Origin of the sequence: Paenibacillus sp. VTT E-133291 (genome assembly GCF_002264395.1) — a bacterium.
GTDB classification, from domain to species: Bacteria; Bacillota; Bacilli; order Paenibacillales; family Paenibacillaceae; genus Paenibacillus_AQ; species Paenibacillus_AQ nitricinens.
On the sequence record NZ_NFVA01000010.1, the window covers coordinates 13,334 to 26,360 of the forward strand.

The 13,027-nt window shown below is 44.0% G+C and carries 15 protein-coding genes; all 15 read right to left on the reverse strand.

Annotated features, from left to right (window positions below; all coding sequences use genetic code 11):
- Positions 1-6: 6 nt before the first annotated feature.
- Positions 7-372: a response regulator gene (locus CA598_RS06610; RefSeq protein WP_036688523.1), complete on the reverse strand. Its 366-nt coding sequence runs from the start codon at positions 370-372 to the stop codon at positions 7-9.
- A gap of 26 nt (positions 373-398) precedes the next feature.
- The gene (gene fliY, locus CA598_RS06615) at positions 399-1,700 is read right to left on the reverse strand and encodes a flagellar motor switch phosphatase FliY (protein WP_094869614.1); all 1,302 of its coding nucleotides are present in this window, start codon (positions 1,698-1,700) and stop codon (positions 399-401) included.
- A complete protein-coding gene (gene fliM, locus CA598_RS06620) occupies positions 1,690-2,688 on the reverse strand; it encodes a flagellar motor switch protein FliM (RefSeq protein ID WP_042189444.1) in 999 nt (332 codons plus the stop codon). The genes fliY and fliM overlap by 11 nt, the downstream gene beginning before the upstream one ends.
- A gap of 39 nt (positions 2,689-2,727) precedes the next feature.
- On the reverse strand, positions 2,728-3,195 hold the full coding sequence (locus tag CA598_RS06625; protein ID WP_094869613.1) for a flagellar basal body-associated FliL family protein: 468 nt from the start codon (positions 3,193-3,195) through the stop codon (positions 2,728-2,730).
- Positions 3,192-3,416: a flagellar FlbD family protein gene (locus tag CA598_RS06630; protein WP_042128923.1), complete on the reverse strand. Its 225-nt coding sequence runs from the start codon at positions 3,414-3,416 to the stop codon at positions 3,192-3,194. The genes CA598_RS06625 and CA598_RS06630 overlap by 4 nt, the downstream gene beginning before the upstream one ends.
- An 89-nt stretch (positions 3,417-3,505) precedes the next feature.
- Positions 3,506-4,324 (reverse strand): flagellar basal body rod protein FlgG, encoded by an 819-nt coding sequence (gene flgG / locus CA598_RS06635; RefSeq protein WP_094869612.1) that lies wholly within the window; start codon positions 4,322-4,324, stop codon positions 3,506-3,508.
- A 103-nt stretch (positions 4,325-4,427) separates the two neighbouring features.
- Positions 4,428-4,814: a TIGR02530 family flagellar biosynthesis protein gene (locus CA598_RS06640; protein ID WP_094875999.1), complete on the reverse strand. Its 387-nt coding sequence runs from the start codon at positions 4,812-4,814 to the stop codon at positions 4,428-4,430.
- Positions 4,811-5,305 carry a flagellar hook capping FlgD N-terminal domain-containing protein gene (locus tag CA598_RS06645; RefSeq protein WP_094869610.1) on the reverse strand — a complete coding sequence of 165 codons (495 nt, stop codon included), beginning with the start codon at positions 5,303-5,305 and terminating at the stop codon, positions 4,811-4,813. Before CA598_RS06645 ends, CA598_RS06640 begins: the two co-directional genes overlap by 4 nt.
- A 32-nt stretch (positions 5,306-5,337) precedes the next feature.
- Entirely contained in the window at positions 5,338-6,816 is a 1,479-nt protein-coding gene (locus tag CA598_RS06650; protein WP_094876000.1) for a flagellar hook-length control protein FliK, read from the reverse strand.
- A 25-nt stretch (positions 6,817-6,841) separates the two neighbouring features.
- Positions 6,842-7,783, reverse strand: coding sequence for a MotE family protein (locus CA598_RS06655; protein WP_306440454.1), 942 nt, complete (start codon positions 7,781-7,783; stop codon positions 6,842-6,844).
- 18 nt (positions 7,784-7,801) lie between these two features.
- Positions 7,802-8,245, reverse strand: a complete 444-nt coding sequence (gene fliJ, locus CA598_RS06660; RefSeq protein WP_094869608.1) for a flagellar export protein FliJ — start codon at positions 8,243-8,245, stop codon at positions 7,802-7,804.
- A gap of 9 nt (positions 8,246-8,254) precedes the next feature.
- Positions 8,255-9,580, reverse strand: a complete 1,326-nt coding sequence (gene fliI / locus CA598_RS06665; protein WP_094876001.1) for a flagellar protein export ATPase FliI — start codon at positions 9,578-9,580, stop codon at positions 8,255-8,257.
- A complete protein-coding gene (locus CA598_RS06670) occupies positions 9,561-10,409 on the reverse strand; it encodes a FliH/SctL family protein (RefSeq protein WP_094869607.1) in 849 nt (282 codons plus the stop codon). Before CA598_RS06670 ends, fliI begins: the two co-directional genes overlap by 20 nt.
- Positions 10,402-11,418, reverse strand: coding sequence for a flagellar motor switch protein FliG (gene fliG, locus CA598_RS06675; RefSeq protein WP_042128934.1), 1,017 nt, complete (start codon positions 11,416-11,418; stop codon positions 10,402-10,404). The genes CA598_RS06670 and fliG overlap by 8 nt, the downstream gene beginning before the upstream one ends.
- A 4-nt stretch (positions 11,419-11,422) precedes the next feature.
- Positions 11,423-13,009, reverse strand: a complete 1,587-nt coding sequence (gene fliF, locus CA598_RS06680) for a flagellar basal-body MS-ring/collar protein FliF (RefSeq protein ID WP_094869606.1) — start codon at positions 13,007-13,009, stop codon at positions 11,423-11,425.
- Between the last annotated feature and the right edge of the window lie 18 nt (positions 13,010-13,027).

Genomic DNA, 13,027 nt, shown 5'->3' on the forward strand with positions numbered 1-13,027 from the left:
TTTTTCCTACACACCCAACGTCTTGTTGATAGCTTCGATAACGCGGTCTGCCTGGAAAGGCTTCACAATAAAGTCCTTCGCTCCCGCTTGAATAGCATCGATTACCATAGCCTGCTGGCCCATGGCTGAACACATGATGACCTTAGCAGCCGGATCTACTTTCTTGATTTCTTTCAGGGCGGCGATTCCGTCCATCTCAGGCATAGTAATATCCATCGTGATGAGGTCCGGACGCAGTTCCTTGAATTTTTCTATCGCTTGAGAACCGTCCTGAGCTTCGCCCACTACTTCAAATCCGTTTTTCGACAAAATGTCACGGATCATCATTCTCATAAATGCTGCATCGTCCACGATTAGAATTCGGTTAGCCATTTTTACAAAATCCTCCCTAAGTATGCTTATTGTAATTTCTGAATTCGGTCCCACTGGCTGACGATATCCGTAACGCGTACGCCGAAGTTTTCGTCGATAACTACGACTTCACCTTTGGCAATAAGCTTGTTGTTAACCAAAATATCTACAGGCTCACCGGCGAGCTTGTCCAGCTCAATGATCGAGCCTTGAGACATTTCTAAAATATCTTTAATCTGCTTCTGGGTCCTTCCTAATTCTACGGTTACTCTAAGCGGTATGTCCATCAATAAATTTAAATTGTTTTCATCAATATGACCAAAAGCTCCACCGTTAAGGTTAGCAAATTGTACAGGCTGTACATTTACATTGCGATTCGCTTCAGGACTAAGCGGTGGTGTCTGCCCATAAGGCATGCCTTGAGGCGGCATTCCGTAGGGTGGCATCCCTGGCATGCCATACGCCGGCATTCCTGCTGGAGGATAATAATATCCGCCTTCTGGCATTCCTGGATAACCAGGCATCCCCTGCGGCGGGTATGGCGGAGGTGTTTCTCCTGTGGGCTGTGAAGGCGCCTGTTGCACTGGAGGAGCTACAGGAGGCGTCTCTTGAGCTGGCTTAGCAGGAGTCTCTGTCGACGTAACTGCAGCCTCCTGCGCTGCAGGGCTTACATCACCCAGAAGCATCGTCACCATATCCTTAGCAAACTGGACAGGCAAGAGCTGCATAATAGTAGAATCTATTAAATCTCCTATCTTAAGTCGGAACGAAATCCGAATTAAGGTTTCGTCATTGGGTAAGCTGCCAACACCTTCACCGCTGGACATGTTCAGAATGTCGATACCCGGAGGCGAAATATTAACAAATCGATTGAAGATAGTAGACATTGATGTGGCAGAAGAACCCATCATTTGGTTCATAGCTTCCTGCACAGCACTAATGTGGATTTCATTCAATTCTTCATCTTTAGGTTCGCCTTCTCCACCAAGCATTAAATCTGCGATAACCTGTGCATCCCTAATTTTAATAACAAGTGAGTTAATACCCTGAAATCCATCAACATATTCCACGTGTACAGCTACATGCGGCTTAGGAAAGGCCACTTCAAACTCCCCTCGTGTAATGATGGAAACTTGAGGGGTTGTAATATCAACCTTTTTCCCCAGTAATGTGGAAAGAGCTGTAGCTGCACTGCCAAACGTTATATTACCGATTTCACCCAAAGCATCCTGTTCAAACGGTGTTAAATAGTCATTTACCGTTTTCTCTGAAGGAGCCAATGAGCCTTCCGCAGATTGTCTCAGAAGGGCGTCGATTTCTTCTTGGGATAAATAATCTTTACTCGTCAAATTCTTCAACTCCTTCACTGACAATCTCGTCTATTTGCACGGCTACCCGGTCCTTCACCATTCCAGGACTTCCGATGAACTTAAGCTTCTCCCCTACCTTAATCGAGAGTCCAGAATCTACATTCCTGTTTAGTGAGATCACGTCACCGACGCTAAGCCCAAGAAACTCAGATATAGATAAGCTCGATTCTCCCAGTTCAGCGACAATCGGCAGTTTCGCCTTATGAACTCTAGCCTTAATGGCTTCAAGTTCATCTGCATCCCGCGTCTTCTTCTCTGTTACAAACCATTGGTGAACAGATAGTCTAGACATTATTGGTTCCAGAACGACGTGCGGTATGCAAAGATTAATCATACCTGTTGTATCTCCAATTTTGGTGCTTAACGAGATTAATGCAATAGTCTCATTGGGCGATACAATTTGCATGAACTGTGGGTTCGTTTCGAGCGCTTCCATGCGCGGATGGATATCCAGCACAGTCTTCCAAGCTTCCTGCAAGCTCTCAAAACATCTGCTGAAGATACGCTCCATAATCGTTGTTTCGATTTCAGTTAAAGCATTAATCTTAGATGGTGCAGTCCCAAAACCGCCCAGCAATCTGTCCAGCATAGCGAAAGCGATGTTTGGATGAACTTCCATTACCATTCGACCTTCTAAAGGTTCGGCTTCAAAAATGTTCAGTATTGTCATTTTCGGAATGGAACGAATGAATTCATCATAAGGGAGCTGCTCTACTTGAACGACATTAATCTGCACAAAGGTGCGTAATTGGGCTGAAAAGTACGTTGTAAGATAGCGTGCGAAATTGTCATGAATCCTTGTAAGACTACGGATATGATCTTTAGAAAATCGAACGGCCCGTTTAAAGTCATACGATCGGATCTTCTTCTGAGTTTCTTCCTTTTTAAGCTCATCGGCATCCATCTCACCTGAAGAAAGTGCAGCAAGTAGAGCATCTATTTCGTTTTGTGATAGTACATCAACCAATTCAATCACCCCCCTATCAAAGAATTATCATGCCTGAAGCTACATAGAAGCCAAAAGGTATTTGGTGACTTCGATCTGAGTGATTTTGCCTTCGGTCAATGTCTTATTGATCAGATTAACAAGCTTGCTGCTAAGCTGGTCTTTGCCATTTGCTCCATTAAGCTCCTCAGGTTTGGTATCTGCAAGCGTTTTGATAATAATCGGTTTGATTTTGATCTCTTTTATTTTTTCGAATGCTTCCTTTGATTTCGCAGAATTCAGTTGGAAAGCGAAATCTATCTGAACGATATAATCGGGATCAGCAAGATTTGTTTTGATATCTTTGATCTCTGCCGTTAATTCGACGATTTCATCAGCAGTTAAATGTTTGGTTTCCACACTTTGAACCGCAGCATTTACATCATTCGTATCATTCGGAAAGATCTTGTCCATTAATAGAAATGCGGCTATCACGATAAGTGTAATCGCAAGTAAAATCGTAAGTAACCATGGCAGCATCTTCTTCATGTTAGCTCCTCCATTGACTGGACTTTAATGGTGGCAGCATATGTGCCTATGTCCCTGTTATAATCCCGGATCTTCGTAATAACTTCATCCGCTTTTTCAAGCACGATCAGTCTTTTTCCGGTTACTAGTGTAATATATGTATCCGGGCTTTCTTCTACCATTTCTACCAGTAGGGCATTGATCCACATCGGTGTTCCATTTAATCTCGTTACCGATATCATAACAGGCCTCCTAACAAAAATAGGGGGAGGGGTATCTCCCCCACGACTCCGCGTTAATCTTTAAAAAAGAAATTAAATTATTGATAAAATTAACGCTTCAGATTAACTACTTCCTGCAGCACTTCATCAGAAGTCGTAATGATACGGGAGTTCGCCTGGAATCCACGTTGCGATACGATCATTTCTGTAAATTCATTCGTAAGATCCACATTGGACATTTCAAGCTGACCCGAAATGATAGCGCCTGTTCCAGTTTCAGTATCATTCGCTGTCGTAGGAACAAGTTCGCCTTCTGCATTCGCATTAAGTGACATCCGGTACAGATTGCCACCGATCTTCTCAAGTCCAGATGGATTAGTAACCTTAGCCACTCCGATCTTTACACCTGCTTCAGTCGTTCCATCCGCCATGGTCTGAACAATCGTTCCATCATTGGAAATGGAGAATGCTGTTACATCATCACCCAGTTGAATGGCAGTGCCATCGGCATCTAGCACATGAAGTCCGTCAGAAGTAACAAGATTACGTGCAGCATCTACATGAAAATCTCCTGCACGAGTCAAAAAAGCAGTTTCCTGATCCGCAGTAAGCTTCACTAAGAAAAAGCCATCTCCGTCAATACGCAAATCTGTAGGATTGTTAGTAGTTTGAGCACTACCGGCCAAATGGAGTGTATCAATAGAAGCGATACTTACGCCCAGTCCGATTTGTTTAGCATTCACACCACCTTGGGCATCGTCACTAGGAGCTGTTACACCAGAAACGGTTTGACTCATAATGTCCTTAAACATAACCCGTCCTGATTTAAAACCAATTGTATTGACATTGGCAATGTTATTACCGATTACATCAAGCTTAGTCTGAAAGCCTCTCATCCCCGAAACCCCTGAATACATAGATCTTAACATTTGTGTTGTCCTCCCAGATTATAGAGTCCTAATAACTTACTAAGTGAATGGGACCGCGTCAGTCGGTCAGCGGCCGCCTCGGCTTTCCGTTAGGACCAGCCGGTTATGAAATCACAATTGCACTATCAATTTGCGTAAACACGTTATCTTTAATCGAACTTCCATCCATTGCGGTTACAACCGTACGATTCGGGACACTTACGATAAATGCCAAATCCTTCATTAATATCAAGGATTCTTTACTACCTTTGGCAGCAGCTTTATCCACAGCTGAAGAAATCTGATCCAGTTGTCTGCTTCCAAGTTCAATTCCTCTTTGTTCAAGACGCTTGGCAGCATGATTACTGAATTTTAGTAGTTTCTGTTGCAGTACGCTCTCAAAGGTGGCTTCTCCAGTCACAGTCTGCTTCGGTACCGAAGATCGCTGTAACGTTGAGGAATGTAGGGACGACGCAGGATACAGTTGGCCTATGGTCAGCCTGTCACTCATATTGTCGCCTCGCTTCCTCCGTTATTCTCCGGAGTATTACTATCTGTACCAGAACCATTCTCTGTTGTTGCAGGATTCTGAATTTGTGTAATATCGGTTAAAGCAACTCTGTCTTTCCCCACAACCGCATATTGAATCCCCTTGCTGACAACGATTGATTCAACATTCCCTGTCTTAGGCAGATTTGTGGCGGTATCCGTCCATGTGATATCTTTACCAATCAAGCCGGATACTGAGCCAAGAGACTGATTCATTGATGTAAGCTGTGTAGAGATATTCATCAGCTGCTCAACAGATGTAAACTGTGCCATTTGAGCAATAAATTCTTTATCTTGCATCGGTTGCATCGGATCTTGATTCTGCAGCTGGGTGATCAATATCTTCAAAAACTGATCCTTACCCAAAGCAGAATTTCCTGTTGTTTTAGTAGATTCAGGAGTTGTATAATTCCACTGGTCTTTGGTAGAAACAGGAGGAGTTGTTGTCGTCATAACCGTTCACCTCTCTTTCACTTATGATAAGTTTAAGCTTTGGCAGAGAAGGAGTTCCCTTGATTATCTTCTTCTTGCCCTGCGTTTGAAACCCAATCTTTCCATTCACCATTTAGCTCTGCGGCAAGAATGGCATCATTAGCTTCCTCACGACTTTCTTTGGAGCGTCTTCCCTGCTGGCCACTTCCAGAACCAGGTTGGCGTCCTTCTTGACCCCATTGTGAATTGAGGGGGGTATTATTTTGTGTGACTTCTAATTTTTCTACTTGGAGGCCTTGAGACTGCAATGCCGCTCGAAGCTGGTTCATTTGCTGTTCCAACATATCCTTAGCTCCGGAATGTTCAGTCATAAACTGTGCTACGAGATGGCCGTTTTGCATAGTAATCTTAACATCTACTTGTCCGAGGTTTTCTGGAAAGAGTGATATCGTAGCCTCAGCTACTCCGCCTTTTTGCACAATCTCCAATTTACCTGTAATAAAACCGGTCATTTCCTGTGCAAACTGATGAACGGGTACAGGAGCTACTGGGACTTCAGCCTTCAATGGAGCCGTAATTCCTCCCCGAAGAGCTAGTTGACCAGCCGTTACAACCTCATGTTCTCCTTCTATGATAGTAGTTCCTGATGTGGAATCTTGAGTGGATTCTGCCTGCTTTGTTTCTCCAGTTGCACTGCTTTTAATCAATGGAGTGGTAAGCTCTGCTTCAGCATCTTGAACAGCTCCTGAGGTCACAGGCGAAGTTAGGACTGCTTCATTCTTAATTGCAGCTGCTTCTCCAGCACGGTTACTAAGGTTTTGAATGGTCTTGTCCGGCGTACTGCCTTTGCTTTCAGTCACTATAGGTTGTTGTACAGATACACCAGAATTTTCATTTGAGCCGGTGTTCTTTCCCTTCCCCTTAATAGTGTTAGCGGAGGACTGTTCTAGTATCGCTGTGAAATTATTTAACAGGCTTATCCCTTTACTAGCAGCCTCTTCGTTCCCACTGACAGCAGCTTCCTGAATCATAGTAACTAAACTTTGCAAATCATCTTGAACAGCAAACCGCAGCGTATCTGCATGCTGAGCTAACGGTGACAAGCTTCCTGCCGACTCCATATCAGATGTAGCATCACTCTCGGTCACTTGACTTCCTGATAGAAGAGCTGATACCTGAAGAAGCCAAGCTTGCAAAGCTGCCAGCACAGCAGGATCGCTATTAATGCTTTCATCCAGGTTTTCAACATCAGCAGTTAGCTTCTCGATAAGATCAGAATTCTGCGTATCTTGTCCTCCTTGATCTTCTCCAGTCGTCTGCACTTCCTTTAAAAGACCTTGCAGTAAAGAGGTTAGATTTCCCAGAAGCGGATCAGTAGGTACCGATGTGGTGTTAGCTGTGTTTCCTCCCATAGTTTGCACTAATGTCTGAGAGAAAGGTACAGCAGATGCTGTTGTGCCAGTAGAAGTTGATGAGCTACCACTTGCAGCAGCTGTATTTGCGTTCACAAGCGATTGAACCACTAAACTCATATTATTTTTCACCTCCTTTCATTATTTATTTAGCACCCATCAAACGGTTAACAATCTTCGCGGTTTGCGCACTATCATTTTTAGTCATTTCGCCCAAAATTGATGAACGAACACTATCACTTACGGTATTCATAATCGTTACTACTTTATCAGGGCTAATCTTGTACATTTCCCCTAGTAGAGAAGCTGCATTGGCAGGCGTCATTGAACTAAAGGTTTGATTCAACTTTTCCTTATCCAGATTTGCACTAGTTTTAGTCGTTTGAGTAGCGCCAGCTTCTTTTTTCAATCTAGATTGAAGAGCAGCAATAGCCATATCACTCGAAGAGGTTGTTTCTTTCAACTTAATCGTGACATCTGCCGCTTTTTTAGGATCCATTTTTTCCAGAATCGCAGTTTTACTCGCTTTATTCATTACGCTGAATATCTGCACCATCTCTTCTGTAGTCAAATTCTCCATAATCGGTGCAGCTTTGGAAGCCTTCATGCCCGCGTACAGCTTCGCCAGATCAGTAACCTGCTTCTGATAAGGGTCTTCTGTTGCCTCCGTGTTTACTTCAGCAGCTGCAGCGGCTTCCGTCTTCATTCCCTCAATTTGCGACTCTAGCGCCTGAACCTTGGTATCCTGGGCTGTTTTTTCATCGGAGATCTTCTTCAACTCATCTGCCTGCTGGGCAAGCTGAGCTTTGAGCTCCTTAATCGTTGAGTTTGAGCTCACTTCCTGTTTCTTGCTTTCTTCCTTCGGTTTAGAAGGATCTGTTGGCGGATCAGGAACCCATTTTTCCAGAATCGGAATTTTATTCGCAACTTCAAGCACGTTATTACGAATGTCCATATTAAAAAGCGTCAACAGTACTCCAAGCAGTACTAGCGTGAAGATAATCGGTATCATTAGAAATAAGAACCGCTCAAATTTCCCCGCTGACCCTTCATTTTCAAGTTCCATGTCATTATCAATATTAGCCACTAGCGGAAACCTCCCGGGTTAGAGGGATTTCATCGCGAAGCGGACGGTTGCCATCTCATCCAGTTCGTTTTGTTCCCGTAAACTCATACTTTGCTGAAACTGTGTCTCAGCCTTATCTTTTGCTTTCAACCATACTTTTTCGTCTAATACCTTTGTGCTTAACTGATCTTGCTTCTTCAAGACTTCCTGATGTGCACTTTTAATGTCCGTATGTTTACGAGCAATGCATATATCCAGGTATTCTACATATTCTTGCATTTCACGAATCTTCGCCATAGGTGCCTTTTGTTCTGCGGCATTTTGTAAAGATAACATAATAGCGCTCCGCTGAAAGGTGAGTTCATCCAGGCTTCTTTCTTGTGCCTGCAATTCTCCAAGCGCGCTTGAGAGCATCCATTCTGCCTGTGTCTTCTCATTGCCCTTCAAGTCAACGACTTTTTGAAAAGTATAATGAAATCTCATGATACTGAATCAACTCCTCGAGAAGTGTGAAATTAAAGACTGTTGAACTTCAGCCAGCGTAACTTTTTCATTCACTCTTTGTTTGGTGAATTCCCATATACTGTCTATATACTCCATCGACTCATCGATTTGAGCATTGGAGCCTCTCTGATACGCTCCGATATTAATTAAATCTTCTGAATCCTTGTACACGGCCATTAGTCGCTTAACATTCTCTGCTGCGGCGATCTGTTCTTCTGGCGCAATATCCTTCATTACACGACTAATACTGGAGAGCACATCTATTGCTGGAAAATGTCCTTTGTTCGCAATACTTCGGTTAAGGACGATATGTCCATCGAGTATCCCTCTCACTGCATCAGCGATCGGCTCATTCATATCATCACCATCAACCAATACAGTGTAAAAAGCTGTGATAGAGCCTGTAGGACCAGTTCCGGCACGTTCTAGTAGTTTAGGTAAGCTTGCAAAGACCGATGGTGTGTAACCTCTCATAGCTGGTGGTTCTCCGACTGCAAGTCCAACTTCACGTTGAGCCATAGCATAACGAGTCACCGAATCCATCATCAGCATCACATTAAGCCCACGATCCCGGAAATACTCAGCAATCGTAGTAGCAATAAGTGCTCCCTTAATTCGAATTAATGCAGGCTGATCAGATGTAGCGACAATAACGACTGACCTCTGCAAACCCTCAGGTCCTAAATCGCGTTCGATGAAATCCAGTACTTCCCTGCCACGTTCCCCAATCAGAGCGATAACATTAACATCTGCTGATGTATTACGTGCAATCATTCCCATGAGCGTACTTTTGCCGACCCCTGAACCAGCGAAAATCCCCACCCGCTGACCTTTACCAATGGTTAGCAAACCATCTATCGCTCTTACACCGATGCTAATAGGTTCTTGCACTCGTGGTCTGTTGAGTGGGTTGGACGGAATGTTAAAGGTCGAACTATGTGGCATTCGAGCTGGGATCAGGGAACCATCAAGCGGTTGACCTAAACCATCCAGTACCTTACCCAGCAATTCTGAACCCACCTGAACACTAAGCGGCTTGCCTGTTCCCACTACATCACAACCAGGTCCAATTGCCTGCAGTTCTCCAAGTGGCATTAATAGCACATTGTTGTCACGGAAACCAACGACTTCAGCTTGCAGCGGCTTATTTCCTTTAGAAGGATAGATATAGCACACATCACCAATGCTAGCATCAGGTCCTTCCGATTCAACCATAAGACCGATAACCTGCGTCACTTTCCCATTGATCCTCACCGGATCGAGATTACGAAGTTGCTCCTTATAACGGTTACTATCAAGCATCTTCTTCCCCATTTCTCTGCTCATCGGTGTCCAGCGCGATTCTAACCAGCTCTTTCTTGATTTCTGCAAGCTGAGTATCAATTCGGGCATCTATGCTGCCAAAGGAGGAGCGGATTACACAACCTTGATCTTTCACAGTCGAGTCAGGCAAGATCTGTAGTTCAGCCTGCGAGTCAACCGCTAATGACAATTCTTCCCTTGCTGCGTTTACGAAAGCGAACTGCGCAGGTGATACACACAGTGAGATCAGCCCCTGCTCACGTTTACGAGCTAGATTCTTTCGAATCAAATCCATTGCAAACTGCGGCTCAACCGTTAACTGCCTATCCACAATTTTCTCCGCAATATCACAGCTTAGCTCAACCAAGAAAGGTTCAGCTTCCTGAATAATGACATCCCTTGCCTTATAGGCTTCAGTTAAAACAGCACGCGCTTCGTCCATCATCGCAGCAATTTTGAGCTTCATCTCTTGCTCAGCTTGAGAAACACCTTCTTGATACCCTAGCTGATAAGCCTCCGCTTTGACGGCCTCTACCAGATGTTCATCCTGCTCACGCCGCTCTTTCCACCACTCTTCTGCCTCCGCTTTTGAGGATTCAACAATCTGTTCCGCTTCAAGAGAGGCATTCCGAACTTGCTCTTCAGCAAATTCTTGGGCATCTTTAAGCATTTGCTTGCGTGCGACTTCAGCCTCTTCACGAGCGGGATCATGATAGTGAGTCTCGCTTACAGTCTCCTCTAGAACGGGCTCCTCAGTTAGGCCCGCATAGTGCCGGGCCTGCTCCAATCTTTTCAGTACATCAACTGGAACATACTGAGAATGCTTAATCAGCTTAGACAATGATGTCATCTCCTCCGCCACGAGCGATGATAATTTCTCCAGACTCTTCGAGTCTGCGGATCGTACCTACAATACGCGTTTGCGCTTCTTCTACATCACGCAACCGCACAGGACCCATGTACTCCATTTCTTCTCGGAAGGTCTCTGCCATACGTTTGGACATATTCCGGAAAATAACATCTCGTACTTCTTCGCTTGCAACCTTAAGGGCAAGCTGCAGATCCGCATTATCAATATCACGAATAATACGCTGAATCGAACGATTATCCACATTGACAATATCCTCGAATACGAACATCCGCTTCTTGATTTCCTCGGCGAGCTCTGGATCTTGAATTTCAAGAGAATCCAGAATTGTGCGCTCTGTCCCACGGTCAACCCCATTCAGGATTTGTACAATTGATTCGATACCGCCAGCATTTGTATAATCCTGAGTTACTGTAGCAGAAAGCTTCTGCTCCAGCACTCGTTCAATTTGTGTAATGACCTCCGGAGAGGTGCTGTCCATTACAGCAATTCTTCTAGCCACCTCCGCCTGCTTCTCTTGAGGTAACGAAGAGAGAATAGCTGCGGCTTGTTCAAATTGTAGATAAGACAATACAAGTGCGATAGTCTGGACATTCTCATTCTGAATAAAGTTCAAAATCTGGTTTGGATCAGCCTTGCGTGCAAAATCGAAAGGTCTTACCTGCAAAGTCGCAGTCAGACGGTTAATGACCTCCATTGCTTTTGCGGAACCAAGTGCTTTCTCCAGAATCTCTTTGGCGTAGTTAATACCGCCTTGTGATATATATTCCTGGGCGAGGCATATCTGATGGAACTCAGACATGATCGACTCTTTTTCACTGCTGTCCACTTTACGGACATTGGCAATTTCAAGAGTTAATTGTTCAATCTCCTCGTCTCTTAAATGTTTGAATATTTGCGCCGATACCTCGGGCCCTAGTGTGATAAGCAGGATCGCGGCCTTTTGACGGCCACTAAGCCCCTGCTGACTAGCCTTTGCCATTAGTTCACCTCTGTTCGTCTGCAAGCCATGTACGCAGCAAATTAACGAATTCGTCTGGCTTTTTCTTAGCCAAACTTTCCAATTGCTTACGAACTTGACTGTCATTCGTCACACTTTCCAAATTAATAGATGGAAATTCGGTAGGAACCTGTAATGGAATGTCTTCATCTTCCTCTTCCACAGTCTTCTTACGACTCCGATAGATTAGATATCCTCCACCTGCTCCAACCAGCAATGCAGCTGCTCCGATAGCCCATAACATCCATGTGGCAAGACCACCTGGTGTTGTGTTAGCAGCGGTTCCGCCAAATTGTTGAGAATATACCGAAACCTTTTTGGTTAAATCAGCGTCTGTATATGTAGTACCTGAATCTGCGAGCGAAGCACGAACAATATTTACCAAAATGTTTTGAATTGCTGCTGATGTAGCAGCGTCCAAAGTATTTTGTCCTGTAGGTGGTTCAACTGCAACATTTATGGTTAAATCTTTAACAGTAAAGGGACTTGCGATAACATCCTTTGTAATTCGGTTTACTTCATAGTTCCTCGTTTCAGAAGATTCTTCCGAAGTTGAAGTATCCGTACCGGCTTGTGAGGGATAGCCCGCTACATCTTGTGAACCAGTGCCTGCCACTCCGCCAGTTGTATTCCCTTGACCCGAATACGAATTACTAATGATTTGTGAACTGATCTCAATCCCCTTCATGTTCTCTGTATCCACAGGGGTTACGAGATTCTCCTTCCGGTTTTCCTTGTCAAAGTTCAGCTTCGAAAATACAAGAACATCAACTTTATCCGGACCCGTAAGAGTGCTAAGGAATTGTTTCACATCTTTCTTTACTTCTTCTTCGAATTTTTTCTGAAGAGCGAAGTTCTCTTCGACTTGGCTGGAAACTCCTGCTTGTCCACCTTTGGCCGTAGGCATTAACTCGACTTCATTATTAGCAATCGTAATGTTATCGATTGGTAGATTTGGAACAGCCGTCTTTACAAGGTTGAAGTACCCATCGATATTATCTTGACTGGGTCTAAATCCCGGATTAAATGAAAGCACAACGGATGCAGATGCTTGCTCTTGGTCAGCCTGGGAAGCAAAAACTGTTTCTTTAGGCAGATTAATCAGCACTTTAGCATCCTTAATTCCTTGCATACGTCTCATTAACTGTTCTACTTCACCGTTTAATGCATTATTATACTTCACATTAAACTCACTATCTGTCGTCCCTATCATTGACGAATTTTCATTAAAGACCTTATAACCGATAGAGCCCCCCTGAACAATCCCCTGAGAACCGATATCCACCTTTATTCGAGCCGCTTCTGTGCTTGGCACCGAGATGCTCTTTCCATCTTGGCTTAATCGGTATGAAACACCCGCTGTATCCAAGTAGTTCATTACTCCAGCTGAATCTGTGCTGTCCAAATCTTGAAACGCTACTTCATATTCTGTCTTTGAAAGTTGCATGGTTAATACTACGATTATTATTAGAATGATAAACAATGTTGAAAAAAATAAAATCTTCTGTTTACCACTAAATCTGTTCCAATAAAGGGTCACCTTCTCCCGATATTGGGCAAATCTTTCATTCACAGTGTCACCCCATCCGGA